Source organism: Senegalia sp. (in: firmicutes), from assembly GCF_052088025.1.
Lineage (GTDB): Bacteria > Bacillota > Clostridia > Tissierellales > SIT17 > Anaeromonas.
The window spans coordinates 1-15,116 of the sequence record NZ_JBQCYD010000054.1; the positions used below are offsets into that span (position 1 = coordinate 1).

A 15,116-nucleotide genomic window follows, 5' to 3' on the forward strand; every position below is an offset into this window, starting at 1 on the left:
TGTCAATAATCTTTATTAACAAAGATTACTTACAGGGGGTATATAAATTATGAAAGAAAAAGCTTTATGTAATAAAGAAAAAAATATAAGCATAATATATAGTATATCAAATTTTTTAAAAAGGGTGAGACCAGGTATGGATAATAAAAATTTTGAATACGAAGAAGAAATGAAGAACTTAAAACAAGCTCATAAGGAATGGACTCAAGCCGAAATATATTTTGAAAATGTAAAAGATGATGATTTAATAGATCATGCTATATATAATTTAGAAGCAGCTAAGAAAAAATATTTTTATCTATTAAGTAAAGTTCGCGAAAGAGTTTTGGAAGAAAATGCATAAATTTAAGAATAATTAGAAGCTTATCCCTATATACTATAATAAAAAGATATATAGAGGTGTTCATATGTTTAGTGAATGGTTGGTATCAATTCCTATAATAATCATAGCTTTATTTTTTATTGGATTTATAATAATGTTAAGTGCTAAAAGGATAATAAAATTAATATTAAATAGTATAGTAGGTATAATATCACTCTTCTTATACAATATGATATTAAGCGGTATAACAGGAATTTATATAGGTATAAATTTGTTTACAGTAGTTTTTATAACTATATTTGGAATTCCAGGTTTCATTATTTTAATTATACTTAATTTGATATTATAATATAAATGGTTAAGTATTTGGCTATAGGGTATATATATAGTATGTATAAAAACAGATTAAAAAAACTAAGGGGGAAAAAATAATGGCTACAAAGAAATTAACAGCAAAATTAAGAGAAGAAGTAGGAACGGGTGATTCAAATCAATTAAGAAGAGAAGGATATACTCCAGGTGTCTTATATGGAAGAAGTAAGGATACTAAAAATATAGCTTTTAATACCAAAGAACTTCAAAAAATAGTAACAGATGAAGGCTATGGTGCATTAGTTACATTAGATATAGATGGGAAAAATACAGCAGCTATATTAAAAGATGTCCAAAGGGAAATAGTAAAAGATGGATTTTTACATGCAGATTTTCAAGAGCTTTCTGAAAATGAAGAAATAAGACTTACTATACCTTTATACCTTGAAAACAGAGAAAAGGCAGAAACTAATGATTCTATAGTTCAATTACAATTATCCGAAATAGATATTGAATGTCTACCAAAATATATTGTAAGTTATGTAAATATAGATGCAGCAAAATTAAAAGATCAGCCTGCTATAACAATAGGGGATTTAGAACTAGAAGGCATTGATATATTACATGAAGATGATGAAGTAATTGCAAGCCTTACTTATGCTTCAAAAGCTCAAGAAGAAGATGATGATGACGAAGAAGCAACAGAAACTCCAATATATGAAGATGAAAAAAGTGTATTAGAGTAAATTTATCTAAGGGACTATTAAACTAATAGTCCCTTTTAATATGTTAAATTTTCTGAATTTAGTGTAGCAATTTGTTTCTTTATGTAGTATAATAAGGAAAAGAAGAAGAAAATTGGAGATGATATTGTGAAAATTATATTTTTGATTCTGCTCATCATTCCAGTAGCTTTTGTTCAATTAATTATATTTTCTGATATAATAAATACTTCTCATAGGTTGAGAAAAGCTCAAAAGATTAAAACATCTAGTCAAAATTATGAATATGAAAATGAAAACAAAGAAATGTTAAAAGAAGCAAACTAAAGGAATTTCCTTAGTTTGCTTCTTTTAGGTTGAAAAATGAATCAAGGGGGCGTATAATAGATGAAGTCAGCAAATATATCTATTATAAGAGGTGAAATATATGATAAGGCATGTAGTAAAAGAAGTAAAGAGAAGAGATAATTTACCCCTATGGCAAATTAGTGCTATTATTATGATAGCTATAATATTTATTAATATTCTTATAACAGAAAGTAATAGACTTCAAAAGCACTATGCATATATTGTAAGTATAGCTATATTATTATCTTCAATAGTTATATTTGTATATTTTTTATATAAAAGATTAATAAATTATATATATATATTAGATGAAAATGTACTTATATTTAAAAAGGGAATTAGAGAAAAGGATAATATAAAGCTTATAGTAAAAGAAGAAGAGTTAGAATGGATAAAACCATTTAAAGAAAGTGAAAAATGTAGAGGTATAAAAAAAACATATAAATTCATATTCAAAAAGAACAAAGAAAAAATATATGTAGGACAATTTGTTAGAAACCAACAAAAATATAGGTTTTTATTCGAGCCTGGAAAAAAAATGAAAAAAGCACTTAATTTAGAGCCTGTTCATGGTTAATTCATGAATGGCTCTTTTATTTTCATAAGTCCATGCAACAAACATGCTATATGATGAATAAAATATAAATATAGGTCAATAATCTAGATATAATATTATAAGGGGCTGATATATATGGGTTTTGAATGCAAAATATGTGGGGTAGATGACAAAGCTAGCATAAACTTTCTAGGAAAAAAGATATGTAAGGAATGTATAAGTAAAATAACAAATACAGAAACAGACACTGTGCTTGATTATGAATATTATAAAGCAAATATAAAAGAAATGTGGTTAGATTACATAACAAATTGAAGATGGACTTACATAGTCCATCTTCAATTTGTTATAATGTAATTATTCTAAAGAAAAGGATGATTATATGAATATGCCAATTGTAGAAGGACTTTTAAAATATAATTATAAGAGAGCTGTAAGATTTCATATGCCTGGACATAAGGGAAAGTCTGTATATGATTTAGCAAAATTCATACCTGAGATTGATGTAACTGAAGTAGAAGGAGTAGATAACCTACATGGTGCCAAGGGCATAATAGATAAATCACAAAAAAAGGCAAGTGATATTTATAAGACTAAGAAAACATTTTACTCTGTAAATGGAACTACAGCTGGAATTTATGCAGCTATAACAGCCAGTGTAAAACCAGGAGAAGAAATATTAATTCAAAGAAATTGTCATAAATCTATATATAATTCACTAGTTATAGGTAGAATAAAGGGGCATTATATTTATCCTAAATATGATGATGAAAATAATATTTTAACTATAATAGATCCAAAGGAAATTGATCATATACTATCTAAAAATAAAAATATTAAAGCAGTAGTTATAACTTATCCAACATATTTTGGGATTTGTTCTGATATAAAGTCTATTTCTGATATTGTTCATAAGCATGAAAGAATTCTAATAGTAGATGAAGCTCATGGATCTCATTTGAAATTCAATACAGATTTACCTGTATCAGCTGAAAGTGCTGGAGCTGATATAATAGTTCAAAGCACTCATAAAACTTTACCTGCCTATACACAAAGTTCTATGGTGCATCTAAATTCAGATAGGGTAGATGAAGATAGGCTTGCTAAAATGATGAGTATGTATCAATCTACTAGTCCTTCATATATACTTATGGCCTCCCTTGATATAGCTATGGATTATATGAGTGAAAAGGGAATTGAGAAATTAAAAAGTATAAACTTGATTATAGATAGGTTTATAGGAAATATGAGTAAAATACAAGGGATAGATATATTAAAGGGTAATAAGGATTATGAGCTTGATAAAACAAAAATAGTAATAAATGCTGTAAAACTAGGTCTTACTGGTAGGGATTTAGAAAGTATATTAAGGGATGACTACAATATAGAGCTGGAAATGAGTGATTTATATCATGCTCTTGCTATGGTATCTGTTATGAATACTAAGGGAGATTTAGATGAATTGTATTTAGCTCTAAAAGATATAGATAATTCTTATTCTCCTGAGCAATTTAAAGTTAAGAAAAATATAAAATACTTATATCCTAAAAAAGAAATCGAAATATATGAAGCATTTAATGAAGATAGTCAATTTGTCAGTCTAGAAGATGCACTAGGTGAAGTATCAGCTGATTATATAATCCCATATCCACCAGGAGTGCCAATTCTTGCTCCAGGAGAAGTCTTAACTAATGATATAATAGATTATATAAATGAAATGATAGATGCTGATATAGAAATACTGGGTATTAAAGAAGGTAAAATAAGTATAATTAAAAGGTAAAGGATGTTTTAAATGAGGGGTTTATTTATAACAATAGAAGGTCCAGATGGAGCAGGTAAAAGCACTCAAATAGAATTATTAAAGGAATACTTTAAAAACAAGGGAAAGGAGATAGTAATAACTCGTGAACCTGGAGGAACTTTGATAAGTGAAAAAATAAGGGATATAATACTAGATAATGAAAACAAAGAGATGGCGGATACTACAGAAGCATTACTTTATGCAGCAAGTCGAGCTCAGCATGTGGCAGAGAAGATACTTCCAGCTCTTAAAAAAGGACAAGTGGTAATATGTGATAGGTTTGTTCATTCAAGCTTAATCTATCAAGGTATGGCACGAGGTCTTGGAATAGATGAAGTAAAAGCTATAAATGATTTTGCAATAATGGGACTAATGCCAAATATAACATTTTTCTTTGATATTTCACCAGAAATTTCACTTAAAAGAAAAGATGAGATGGGTAAAAAGGATAGACTTGAAAATGAAAATATAGATTTCCATAAAAAAGTATATGAAGGATATAAAAAATTAATAGAAAAATATCCTGATGAATTTAGCGTGATAGATGCTAGAAAAAGCAAGGAAGAAATACATGAAGATATAATATCTAGATTACCTATAAATACTAGGAAAGCGAATAATTTATAATAAAAGTGGTATATATATAATATAAGGAAGATTGAAGGGGGTATATTTATGAAACTCGTATTTGCAATAGTACAAGACGAAGATGCTCATAAACTGATGGATAAACTAATGAAAAATAAATTTGGGGTAACAAAGCTTGCATCTACTGGAGGATTTTTAAGGGCAGGAAACACAACTCTTATAATAGGTGTAGATGACGTTCGAGTAGATGAAGTTATAGAGCTTATTGACACTATAGCAAAAACTAGAACACAAATAGCAACAACGCCACCACTTACTACATGGTCTCAAGGAGTGTATATGCCATACCCTGTAGAGGTAGAAGTTGGAGGAGCTACAATATTTGTAGTAGATGTAGAAAAGTTTCAAAAGGTATAATTTAAATAATCTTTATGATATAATAAAATAAATTCTAAGAGGATGATTAATCATCCTCTTAAATTTTTGGATTAAATATGGAGGAAAATATGGATTTTTCAGATATTATTGGACAAGATAGAATAAAAAACAATCTTAAACATGCAATTAAAAATTATTCCATAGCCCATGCATATATATTTGAAGGGGAAGCTGGCATAGGTAAATCAATGATGGCTCAAGCATTTTCTAAGGTGCTTTTATGCAAAGAAAATGATTCATACGCATGTGGTAAATGTAGTTCTTGTATAAAATTTGATTCTTTAAATCATCCAGATTTTCATGTGGAAGAAAAAGCTGCTAAGTCCTTTAAAAAAGAGCAAATAGAAAATATAATGAAAGAAATAAGAACACTACCTTATGAAGATGGGAAAAAAATATTTTTAATAAAAGATGCTGATAAAATGACACCTGAGGCTCAAAATGCTTTTTTAAAGACATTAGAAGAGCCACCAGATGATACTATAATAATATTAAATGTAGAAAACACAAAATCGCTACTTCCTACTATAATATCAAGAAGTCAAAGGTTAAAATTTTCGCCTTTAAAAAGTATAGATATAAAAAATTATATAGAAGAAAAATATAATATAGATAGTGAAAAATCTCATTTTATAGCTAATTTTTCAAATGGGAATATGGGACGTGCAATAGATTTATCAGATTCATCTGACTTTAATAATTTAAGAGAAGAGCTTATAAATATAATTAACACTAGCATAGAAAAAGAGAATTTTAGGGTATTTACTCAAAGTGATTTTTTTGAAGAAAACAAAGAAGATATTGATTTGATTTTCAATATGATGATAACATGGTTTAGGGACTTATTAATTTATAAAAACATGAAAGAACATGAACTTATAATTAATAGTGATAAAAAAAATGTGCTTAAAAATCAAGCATTTAAACTTTCTAATAGGAGAATCCATGATATAATAGATGATGTATTACAAACAAAAGATAATATAATGAGTAATGTAAACCTGAAAATAAGTATAGAATTATTACTCTTAAATATAGGGAGTTGATATATATGATGAAAGTAGTTGGAGTTAGATTTAAAAAGGCTGGGAAAATTTATTATTTTGATCCAGATCAAACAGGGATAAAGAAGGATGATTATTCTATAGTTGAAACAGCTAGGGGATTAGAATTTGGTAAGGTAGTAGTGGGACCAAAAGATATGAAGCAGGAAGATTTAGATGATATTGCCCCTCTTAAATCTGTTATAAGAATTGCAAATGAAGAAGATGTGAAAATACATGAAGAAAATATCTTAAAGGAAGAAAAAGCATTTTCTACATGTACTGAAAAAATAGAAGAGCATAATTTAAACATGAAACTTGTAGATGTAGAATATACATTTGATAATAATAAAGTTATATTTTATTTCACTGCAGATGGCAGAGTGGATTTTAGAGATTTAGTTAAAGATTTAGCCTCAATATTTAGAACTAGAATTGAACTTAGACAAATAGGTGTACGCGATGAGGCAAAGATGATAGGTGGTATAGGTCCTTGTGGAATATCACTTTGTTGTAATACTTTTTTAGGGGATTTTGATCCTGTAAGTATAAAGATGGCTAAAGATCAAAACTTGTCACTAAATCCTACAAAAATATCAGGACTATGTGGAAGACTTATGTGTTGTTTGAGATACGAACATAAAAATTATGAAGAATCCATAGAAAAATTACCACCAGTAGGGAAAAAAGTCAAAACACCTCGTGGTAGGGGAATAGTTATAGCTACTAATCCATTGCTTGAAATAGTAAAGGTGAAGTTGAAAACAGATGCAGATACTGAAGAAATAATCCCATTTGTATTAGATGAAATAAAATAAATATTAATTAATGAAAAAAACCTTTCCAATTGTTAAAGAAAGTGTTAAAATAAAATTGAAACTACAAGGAGGTGTATATATAATGGCTTATCGTATAAATGATAGTTGCATCAGCTGTGGAGCTTGCGAACCTGAGTGTCCAGTAAGTGTTATTAGTGCAGGTGATGACATATATGTTATAGACGAGGATGGTTGCATTGATTGTGGTGCTTGTGCAAATGTTTGTCCAGTAGATGCTCCTCAACCAGTATAATATTAAATAACTAATAAAGACCCTACATTTGAGGGGTCTTTTTTGTTATAATAGTATTATATATTTAGAGGTGATAAAAATTGTTAAAAGAAAATGAAAGAATAGATGATATTGAACTTAAAGGACTTAAAATAATACAAGATAAAACAGGTTTCTGTTTTGGAATAGATGCAGTATTAGTTGCAAATTTTTGTCATATAAAGAAAAATTCTAAAGTGGTAGATTTAGGAACAGGTACAGGCATAATACCTCTTATATTGTGGGGTAAAAATAAACCATCTAAAATATATGCTATAGAAATACAAAAAGAAGTAGCTGATATGGCAAAAAGAAGTATGGAACTTAATGAAGTAGAAGAAAATATAGAAATATTAAATATAGATCTAAAAGAAGCAAGTAAATATATAGATATAGATTCAGTTGATGTAGTAGTATCAAATCCACCCTATATGAATAGCGGTGGAGGGCTTTTAAATCCAAGTGATAAAAAGGCTATATCTAGACATGAACTACTATGTAGCTTAGAAGATATAATAAAAGAAGCACGAAAATTACTTAAAGATAATGGAAGCTTCTATATGATTCATAGGCCATATAGACTTGTAGATATAATATACCTTTTAAGAAAATATAAATTAGAACCAAAAATTTTAAGATTTATCCATCCTAAAAGAGGAAAAGAGCCCAATATGATATTAATAAAGGCAGTAAAGGGAGGAAATCCCGAACTTAGAACAAAAGCTCCATTATATGTATATGATGACGATGGAAAATACACAAAAGAAATAGATGACATATATGGAAGGTGAAAACATGAGTCAAACAGGTAAGTTATATATATGTCCTACACCTATAGGAAATTTAGAAGATATCACAATAAGAACATTAAACACACTTAAAAGTGTTGATTTAATAGCAGCAGAAGATACAAGACATACTTTAAGACTTTTAAATCATTTTGAAATAAAAAAGCCATTAACTTCATATCATGAGCATAATAAAAGAGAAAAGGGATCTATTTTAATAGAAAAATTATTAAATGGTGAAAATATAGCACTAGTTTCTGATGCTGGGATGCCTGGCATATCTGATCCTGGAAGTGATATGGTTAAGTTAGTTATAGAAAATGGATTAGATGTTGATGTATTACCAGGAGCTACAGCTAGTATATTGGCCCTAATATTATCAGGATTTAATACAGAAAAATTTGTATTTGAAGGCTTTTTACCTTCAAAATCAAATAATAGAAAAGAAAGATTAGAAGAATTAAAACTAGAATATAGGACAATGATTTTTTATGAATCACCTCATAGGATAAAACTTATGTTAAAAGATTTATCAAAGGTATTAGGAAATAGACAAATAGCACTAGCAAGAGAACTTACTAAAAGATACCAAGAGGTTATTAGGATGAATATAGAAGATGTATTAGAAAAGTTTGAAAAAGAAAATCCTAAAGGAGAATTTGTAATAGTAGTTGATGGAGTAGATAAAGAACAGATAGAAGATATAGAGGAAAATTTATGGGAAGATTTGACTATAAGAGAACATATATTAGAGTACATGGAAAAAGGATATAGCAAAAAAGAGTCTATAAAAAAGGTATCAAAAGAGCGAAATATTAAAAAGAATGAAGTATATAAAGAAAGTATAGATATAGAGATATAAAAAAATTTCTAAGCTAATTTAGCTTAGAAATTATATTCTTACTTTATTTCTTCTTTACAGTTTTCGCATATATTCTTGCCTTTAAATTGGCTTACACCATCAGCTTCGCCACAGAATATACAAGCTGGTGCATATTTTTTAAGTACGATTTTTTCTCCATCTACAAATATCTCTAAAGCATCTCTTTCTGCTATATCAAGAGTTCTTCTAAGTTCTATAGGTAAAACAACTCTACCAAGCTCGTCCACTTTTCTTACAATACCAGTTGATTTCATTAAGTAACCTCCTAAAATTTTTATAATTCGACATTCGACAAATTTCTTACACTTTAAATAGTAGCAGAATTTACAAATAAAGTCAACATAAAACTAAAAGAATATTAAAAAGATAATTAATAAAAATTAATAATTATTATATGAAGAGGTGGAAAAGTGCTAGAAATCAATGATCAGCTTAAAAATATAGTTTCTGAATTAAATGATGTTTTAAGTAAAAAATATGAAAATACTTCTAAAATGGAAATAAAAGATATAAGAAAAATAATAAATGAAAATGTAGGTCACATAAGAAAATGTAGAATATTGTCGAATGATGAACTAGTAGAATATGCTAATACTGGTGGAATAGTGGCTGTGGATGGATCTAACAATAAATTTGGTGGGGCATATCCGCATTTCATAGAACTCTATCAAGGACTTGCTAAAAATTCACTTAAAGACCATGCACCTATTATAGAGGTAGACTTTTATACTCCCCTATATAGTGAAAGGGAAAGTGAAATAATAGATAAATTATCTAAGGACAATCCTACAAAAACTGAAATTGATGCCTTTATAAAAAGCTATAAATTATCTTGTATTGAACTTAAGGCAGCTATAAAGGCAGCCAAGGAATTAAATCCAAAGGTCATAATGATGGATGGATCTTTAATAAGATATAAAATAGAATGTGCAGATAAATGGAAGAGTTTAAAAGAAATATGTATGAAAAAAGATATACTATTAGTAGGTGTAGTAAAAGATATAAAGACAAATATAATAGGTACTACTTTAGGGGAAAAGGAATTTCTAAATCCTCCTATGAACTTTTTATATGACAGGGAACTCTTATATGGAGTATTAGATGTAGGAGAAATTCTAATACCAGAAAAGAAAAACACTCCAAAATATGTAGAAGGATTAAGTTCCTTATTTATACGCTCATCTAAATCTCCAATGATTACAGGGGTAGATATATTATCATCTCAAGAGCCCTATTTAAAAGAGATGGCAAATTTAGTATATACATTGACCCCAGAAAATAGTAGGGGTATACCTCTTTGGATTGACATAATAGATAAGGAAGTTAGAATATCAGATAAACTGATGTTAGGATTGTTAGATAAGTATCTAGACACAGAAATACTTGAAAAATTATTTGTATCAGAGAGAAGCAAAAGAAGAATGTAGGGAGTGATTTAAATGAAGGTTGTAGGACTTACTACACAGCAAGAAGTATATATTGGTTCAAAGGACAAAGCATTTAGAATAAATGAATTTCTGATAATAGAAGATGAATCCCAAGGAGATTTGATGGGTGAAATAGTAGAAACTAGCTCATATAATAGATATATACCACTAAATATAAATGATGGAATGGTTGATTCCTCTGTTTTAGAATCCTTAAATGCCATAGGATATAATATTGATGATGAGACTATCCATATAGGAAAGCTTAGATTATTAAATGAGGCTGACTATCCTGTAGAAACAGCATCTGATGTTAGAAGTCCTGAGTTTCATGAAGTAAAGGATATAATGGTGAAAAAATCCCCAGATGAGGGTCTTGTAATGGGAATTATAAAGAGCACTGATGCTATGACAAGCGATATGGATAATGAACTAAAGGATATAGCTCCTATATTTAGTGAAGGTGAGCTATTAAAGCAAAGGGAAATACCATTCATATTTGATATAAAAAGCATGCATCAATATCCTCATATAGGAATATTTGGGGGCTCAGGTTCTGGTAAATCTTTTGGTATGAGAGTATTACTTGAAGAAACTATGAAACTTGGGATACCTGCTATAGTACTTGACCCACATTTCGAAATGGATTTTTCGAATTTTGCACCTTATTTAGATGAAAAGAAAAGGGTTAGCTTTGAAGGAGATTTTAAATGTCTTCAAATAGGACATGATATAGGTGTAAAGTTTAAAGACTTAAATACATCTGATTTGAAAAACTTACTTGATGCATCAGGCAAATTATCAGATGCTATGAGTAATGCAGTTGATATGATTCACAAAAGAAAAGATACTTATCAAAGTTTTAATGACAGATTACAAAAACTATCCAAAGCTCAAGATATAGGTTCTATTCAAAAAATAGAAAGATTAATAGATTCTGAACAAGAGAATTTAGAAAAAGAAAGATTAAAAGAAGCACGCGAATTATTTGATAAATATGATAAAACTTGTCCTGCAAGTTCAATAAAGGGTATAATATGGAGATTAAACAGATTATATAATGATGGAGTATTTAGCAATGATATAAATGCAATATATGATGGATTAAATACAGGAAAACTTTTAGTAATACAAGGAAATGTGAGATTGCTTCAAGTTTTTTCAACATATCTATTAAATAATATCTACCATAAAAGGAGAAACTATAAAGACGCTCAATATAAAAATACCAGCGCAGATTATTTTCCACCATTTATAATAGCAACAGATGAAGCACATAATTTTGCGCCAAAAGGATATGATGCTCCTTCAAAGTCAATACTAAAAGAGATATCACAAGAAGGTAGAAAATATGGAGTGTTTTTACTTCTAGCAACACAAAGACCAACACTTTTAGATGAAACAATAACAGCTCAATTAAATACAAAACTAGTATTTAGAACAGTAAGGAGTTCAGATATTCAAACAATAAAGGAAGAGACAGATCTAACAGCAGAAGAAGGAAAAAGACTTCCCTATCTCAGGTCAGGAGATTCATTCATATCTTCAGCCATAATGGGTAGAACCTTTGCAATAAGGATAAGAGCAGCCCTTACTACAAGTCCTCACACTATAAACCCATTTGATGAACTTAAACAAATGAAGAATGAAAAGAATGATGAAATAATAAATTTGATTAAAGGTAAATTACCAATAACAGAGATGAATATATATGATGTAGTAAAAGAAATAGAAGAAGATAGTGAACATAAAAAGACCTATACTGTAGAAAATTTAAGGGGAATTTTAGAATCTCTTGTAAAGGATGATTTAATAGTGAAGACTAAAAATGCATTTACTACTTCATATGAAGAAAAAAAGGAATTAGCGACAGAATAAAGAGGCAATTATTGAAAGAACATTCACCAGATAATAAATCAGAGAAAATCTAACTTCGTCTTTGATAAAAATCCTAATCGCCGTAAATTGGATAATACGTCCAAGACGGCTGATGAGAAAAGCATCTCATCCACGGATTTATTATCTGCATCCTTAGTTGATTTTCTTAGCTGATTTATTATAAATGGTTCATTACTCTTTCAATAATTTCACTTTTTTGTCATTCTGAGCTTAAGTGAAGAATCTTAAGTTATATAGATATGAAAAGTGGGTATAAAAGAAGGAAAGGAAGTGATAATTATGGATAGCATTTTTTCTCTTTTAAAAGATATAAGTGAAAAAGAAGATATAAAGATATATTTAATAGGTGGATATTTAAGAGATTTTCTAATAGGTAGAGTAACAAAAAAGATGACATTACTTATAAAAGGTAATGCAGAATTGATAGCAAGAGATTTTGCAAAAAAAATAGATATTAATATTATAGAAGAAAAAAATTCTTTTAAGGTAATAGATATAGATAGAGATTTAAAAATAGAATTTATAGAACTTGAAGAAGATATAAATTCATATTTACAAAATAGAGGAATTACAATTCAATCTCTTGCAATAGATATATGTAATTTTTCAGATGATATAAAAGAAGAAATAATAGACCCTACTGGTGGTCTTAGTGATATAGAAGAAAATAAAATAAGGATATGGGATGGAGAATTATTAGAAAAACGTCCTATAATGATAGTCAAAGCAGTAAGCCTTATGAGTGATTTAGATTTTGGTATGGATGAGGATACTATAAAAATTATAAGAAATAATAAAAATTTGATAGCAAATATTGATAGCAATGAATTAGGAGATCAGGTATTTAAAATACTTAGGAATAGAAAATCATATCATTACTTTGGTTTCATGGATAAAGAGCTAGAAATATTAGAAGAAATATTTCCTGAAGTAGTAGAAATGAAAGATGTAGGAGAATGTAAATATCATGTAGTAGATTCATTTACTCATTCTCTATATGTACTTAAACTTACTGAAAATATCATCTATTATGAAGGCTATTTTGAAGATCATATAAGGGAAGCTTATGAAAAACATGCATGTGAAGAGGTAATAGGTGAACATACTAGAATGGAACTTATAAAACTTGCAGCATTTTTCCATGATGTAGGAAAGCCTTCAGCTAGGAAGATTGATGTAAAAGGTAGAGTAAGGTTTAGAGGTCATGAAATAACAGGAGCAGAAATAATAAAGAATATATCACAAAGATTTGGACTTAGTATAAAAGAAAGAGATATATTATATAGAATAGTAGAAAAGCATATGTTTCCTCTTATATCCTATAAATCAAATGATGTAAGCTCTAGATTTTTATATAAAATGTTTAAAGAAACTAAAAATGAAACACTTGATATATTATTGATAGCACTTTCTGATATAGTAGGAACAAGAAAATTACTAGATCCAGATGAAGAAATGGGTAAATTCAAAATCCATGTAGAATTCATGGCAAATAACTATATTACAAGATTCAAAGAATCGCAAGATATAACAGATATAATAACTGCAGCAGATATATTAAAAGAATTTGATTTAAAAGAAGAAGTACTTGTATCAGAAATATTAGAAGAAATAAAAAAGGCAATATTTAAAGGTAAGATATCAAGGAATAAAAATTCTATCATGAAATATTTGAAAAATATATTATAGATGTGAAGATAAAAGCTGAGGATGTACACTTGTCCTCAGTTTTTTATGTGTGTAAATTAATTGATATTGATGTTATAAGTGTCTTTAGTTACATTTGTATAAACTTTGGCTAATTCATATCGACCCTGTATTTCTAATATTTGTATGGCTTTATGAAGAGAATCCATGTAAATTTTCTCCTTTTTACCAAGTAAATGTTCAGCAATACCTTTTCTATAATATAGATGATTTAAATTATATATAAGCTCATTTGTCTTACAATATTCGATACCTTTGTTTGCATACTTTAAAGCTTCTTCCTGATTATCTAAATCATTATAATTATATGAAATATTAAAATATGTTTTTATTATTAATTTCTTTTCGTTAAACACAGCTCTTTTATCAAAATTTAGCTTAGTAATTATGAATTGTAGTATTTCATTACTTTTCTTATGATTTTCTGTTTCGTTTAATGTAACTCCAATAATTAGTAATATACGCATCTCAAATACATTGTATCTTTGATTTGCGAAATTATCTAAAGTGAAATTAGCAATAGTAATTTGAAGAGATTCTATAAATTTATCTAATGCTAAATTATTAGTGCTTTTTTCTCCAGAAAATAAATATGTTATACCCTTTATTAATTGTTTGAATTGATTTATAGTATTTAGCTTAAACAACTCAAGAGTATTTTCATCATCATTACCTATATATTTTTCAAAGTCATTCGATAAATTCATTAATTTCTGATAATCATAAGAAACTATTATATCATCTAATTTATCATAATATCTCAGTAGCTTATTTGCAGAATTATAATTTCTTAGCTCTTCTAATAAATCTATCTTATAAAATAAGGATAAATCTGTTAAGTTATCAAATCTAATAAGTCTTTCGCCTTTTTCTAATCTTCTTATAGTCTCTAGACCTATTCCAGTATTTTGATGTACTTCTTTTTGAGTATAACCTAATGATTGTCTTAAATTTTTTACTCTTTTTCCAAAATCCTCTAAATTATGACTTTCAAACATGGATAGGCCCCCTTTAGCCATTATAATACATATATTTACATAATACCTAAAATTAAAGTAAAAATCAAATTTATTTCACCCCTCACATGTGAGTGGTGAAATAAATTTGATAAGTTGGTAATATATAATTAACAAACATAGGTGATTGCAAAATAGGGTTTTGAATCTAAATAAAGTTATCCACAAGAAATA

At 28.0% G+C, this 15,116-nt stretch carries 19 protein-coding genes; 17 read left to right on the plus strand and 2 right to left on the minus strand.

The genetic code is table 11. The annotated features are described in order from the left end of the window. Positions 1-49: 49 nt before the first annotated feature. The 14 genes from ACTHUW_RS11240 (at position 50) to rsmI (ending at position 8,872) form a co-directional block, all read left to right on the plus strand. A complete protein-coding gene (locus tag ACTHUW_RS11240) occupies positions 50-343 on the plus strand; it encodes a DUF2508 family protein (RefSeq protein WP_442198178.1) in 294 nt (97 codons plus the stop codon). Between the two features lie 64 nt (positions 344-407). Next, the gene (locus ACTHUW_RS11245) at positions 408-671 is read left to right on the plus strand and encodes a pro-sigmaK processing inhibitor BofA family protein (protein WP_442198179.1); all 264 of its coding nucleotides are present in this window, start codon (positions 408-410) and stop codon (positions 669-671) included. 82 nt (positions 672-753) lie between these two features. Then, positions 754-1,380, plus strand: a complete 627-nt coding sequence (locus tag ACTHUW_RS11250) for a 50S ribosomal protein L25 (RefSeq protein ID WP_442198180.1) — start codon at positions 754-756, stop codon at positions 1,378-1,380. 126 nt (positions 1,381-1,506) lie between these two features. Next, complete coding sequence (locus ACTHUW_RS11255; protein WP_442198181.1) at positions 1,507-1,683, plus strand: hypothetical protein; 177 nt, start codon at positions 1,507-1,509, stop codon at positions 1,681-1,683. Between the two features lie 100 nt (positions 1,684-1,783). Further along, on the plus strand, positions 1,784-2,281 hold the full coding sequence (locus ACTHUW_RS11260; RefSeq protein ID WP_442198182.1) for a hypothetical protein: 498 nt from the start codon (positions 1,784-1,786) through the stop codon (positions 2,279-2,281). 114 nt (positions 2,282-2,395) lie between these two features. Continuing rightward, a complete protein-coding gene (locus ACTHUW_RS11265; RefSeq protein WP_442198183.1) occupies positions 2,396-2,575 on the plus strand; it encodes a sigma factor G inhibitor Gin in 180 nt (59 codons plus the stop codon). A 67-nt stretch (positions 2,576-2,642) separates the two neighbouring features. Further along, a complete protein-coding gene (locus ACTHUW_RS11270) occupies positions 2,643-4,043 on the plus strand; it encodes an aminotransferase class I/II-fold pyridoxal phosphate-dependent enzyme (RefSeq protein ID WP_442198184.1) in 1,401 nt (466 codons plus the stop codon). A 12-nt stretch (positions 4,044-4,055) separates the two neighbouring features. Next, a complete protein-coding gene (tmk, locus tag ACTHUW_RS11275; protein WP_442198185.1) occupies positions 4,056-4,691 on the plus strand; it encodes a dTMP kinase in 636 nt (211 codons plus the stop codon). Between the two features lie 48 nt (positions 4,692-4,739). Beyond that, a complete protein-coding gene (locus tag ACTHUW_RS11280; protein ID WP_442198186.1) occupies positions 4,740-5,069 on the plus strand; it encodes a cyclic-di-AMP receptor in 330 nt (109 codons plus the stop codon). 89 nt (positions 5,070-5,158) lie between these two features. Continuing rightward, the gene (holB, locus tag ACTHUW_RS11285; protein ID WP_442198187.1) at positions 5,159-6,136 is read left to right on the plus strand and encodes a DNA polymerase III subunit delta'; all 978 of its coding nucleotides are present in this window, start codon (positions 5,159-5,161) and stop codon (positions 6,134-6,136) included. Between the two features lie 5 nt (positions 6,137-6,141). Continuing rightward, on the plus strand, positions 6,142-6,951 hold the full coding sequence (locus ACTHUW_RS11290; RefSeq protein WP_442198188.1) for a PSP1 domain-containing protein: 810 nt from the start codon (positions 6,142-6,144) through the stop codon (positions 6,949-6,951). Positions 6,952-7,033: 82 nt separating this feature from the next. Further along, a complete protein-coding gene (locus ACTHUW_RS11295; RefSeq protein WP_442198189.1) occupies positions 7,034-7,204 on the plus strand; it encodes a 4Fe-4S binding protein in 171 nt (56 codons plus the stop codon). An 80-nt stretch (positions 7,205-7,284) separates the two neighbouring features. Further along, the gene (locus ACTHUW_RS11300; RefSeq protein WP_442198190.1) at positions 7,285-8,013 is read left to right on the plus strand and encodes a tRNA1(Val) (adenine(37)-N6)-methyltransferase; all 729 of its coding nucleotides are present in this window, start codon (positions 7,285-7,287) and stop codon (positions 8,011-8,013) included. 4 nt (positions 8,014-8,017) lie between these two features. Next, positions 8,018-8,872 carry a 16S rRNA (cytidine(1402)-2'-O)-methyltransferase gene (gene rsmI / locus ACTHUW_RS11305; RefSeq protein ID WP_442198195.1) on the plus strand — a complete coding sequence of 285 codons (855 nt, stop codon included), beginning with the start codon at positions 8,018-8,020 and terminating at the stop codon, positions 8,870-8,872. A 38-nt stretch (positions 8,873-8,910) separates the two neighbouring features. Here rsmI and ACTHUW_RS11310 read toward each other — a convergent pair whose 3' ends face one another. Beyond that, on the minus strand, positions 8,911-9,147 hold the full coding sequence (locus ACTHUW_RS11310) for an AbrB/MazE/SpoVT family DNA-binding domain-containing protein (protein WP_442198191.1): 237 nt from the start codon (positions 9,145-9,147) through the stop codon (positions 8,911-8,913). 156 nt (positions 9,148-9,303) lie between these two features. On the opposite strand from ACTHUW_RS11310, the gene ACTHUW_RS11315 reads away from it, so the two are divergent. From ACTHUW_RS11315 to ACTHUW_RS11325, 3 genes are all read left to right on the plus strand, one after another. Further along, entirely contained in the window at positions 9,304-10,320 is a 1,017-nt protein-coding gene (locus ACTHUW_RS11315) for a DNA double-strand break repair nuclease NurA (RefSeq protein ID WP_442198192.1), read from the plus strand. Positions 10,321-10,332: 12 nt separating this feature from the next. Next, positions 10,333-12,198 carry an ATP-binding protein gene (locus tag ACTHUW_RS11320; protein WP_442198193.1) on the plus strand — a complete coding sequence of 622 codons (1,866 nt, stop codon included), beginning with the start codon at positions 10,333-10,335 and terminating at the stop codon, positions 12,196-12,198. 300 nt (positions 12,199-12,498) lie between these two features. Further along, positions 12,499-13,908 carry an HD domain-containing protein gene (locus ACTHUW_RS11325; protein WP_442198194.1) on the plus strand — a complete coding sequence of 470 codons (1,410 nt, stop codon included), beginning with the start codon at positions 12,499-12,501 and terminating at the stop codon, positions 13,906-13,908. A gap of 56 nt (positions 13,909-13,964) precedes the next feature. On the opposite strand, the gene ACTHUW_RS11330 is transcribed toward ACTHUW_RS11325, so the two are convergent. Next, positions 13,965-14,924: a helix-turn-helix domain-containing protein gene (locus tag ACTHUW_RS11330; RefSeq protein ID WP_442210772.1), complete on the minus strand. Its 960-nt coding sequence runs from the start codon at positions 14,922-14,924 to the stop codon at positions 13,965-13,967. Between the last annotated feature and the right edge of the window lie 192 nt (positions 14,925-15,116).

Coding starts and splice junctions, on each gene's coding strand:
- ACTHUW_RS11240 (WP_442198178.1), top strand. CDS start 50: ATGAAAGAAAAAGCTTTATGTAATAAAGAAAAAAATATAAGCATAATA.
- ACTHUW_RS11245 (WP_442198179.1), top strand. CDS start 408: ATGTTTAGTGAATGGTTGGTATCAATTCCTATAATAATCATAGCTTTA.
- ACTHUW_RS11250 (WP_442198180.1), top strand. CDS start 754: ATGGCTACAAAGAAATTAACAGCAAAATTAAGAGAAGAAGTAGGAACG.
- ACTHUW_RS11260 (WP_442198182.1), top strand. CDS start 1,784: ATGATAAGGCATGTAGTAAAAGAAGTAAAGAGAAGAGATAATTTACCC.
- ACTHUW_RS11265 (WP_442198183.1), top strand. CDS start 2,396: ATGGGTTTTGAATGCAAAATATGTGGGGTAGATGACAAAGCTAGCATA.
- ACTHUW_RS11270 (WP_442198184.1), top strand. CDS start 2,643: ATGAATATGCCAATTGTAGAAGGACTTTTAAAATATAATTATAAGAGA.
- tmk (WP_442198185.1), top strand. CDS start 4,056: ATGAGGGGTTTATTTATAACAATAGAAGGTCCAGATGGAGCAGGTAAA.
- ACTHUW_RS11280 (WP_442198186.1), top strand. CDS start 4,740: ATGAAACTCGTATTTGCAATAGTACAAGACGAAGATGCTCATAAACTG.
- holB (WP_442198187.1), top strand. CDS start 5,159: ATGGATTTTTCAGATATTATTGGACAAGATAGAATAAAAAACAATCTT.
- ACTHUW_RS11290 (WP_442198188.1), top strand. CDS start 6,142: ATGATGAAAGTAGTTGGAGTTAGATTTAAAAAGGCTGGGAAAATTTAT.
- ACTHUW_RS11295 (WP_442198189.1), top strand. CDS start 7,034: ATGGCTTATCGTATAAATGATAGTTGCATCAGCTGTGGAGCTTGCGAA.
- rsmI (WP_442198195.1), top strand. CDS start 8,018: ATGAGTCAAACAGGTAAGTTATATATATGTCCTACACCTATAGGAAAT.
- ACTHUW_RS11310 (WP_442198191.1), bottom strand. CDS start 9,147: ATGAAATCAACTGGTATTGTAAGAAAAGTGGACGAGCTTGGTAGAGTT.
- ACTHUW_RS11320 (WP_442198193.1), top strand. CDS start 10,333: ATGAAGGTTGTAGGACTTACTACACAGCAAGAAGTATATATTGGTTCA.
- ACTHUW_RS11325 (WP_442198194.1), top strand. CDS start 12,499: ATGGATAGCATTTTTTCTCTTTTAAAAGATATAAGTGAAAAAGAAGAT.
- ACTHUW_RS11330 (WP_442210772.1), bottom strand. CDS start 14,924: ATGTTTGAAAGTCATAATTTAGAGGATTTTGGAAAAAGAGTAAAAAAT.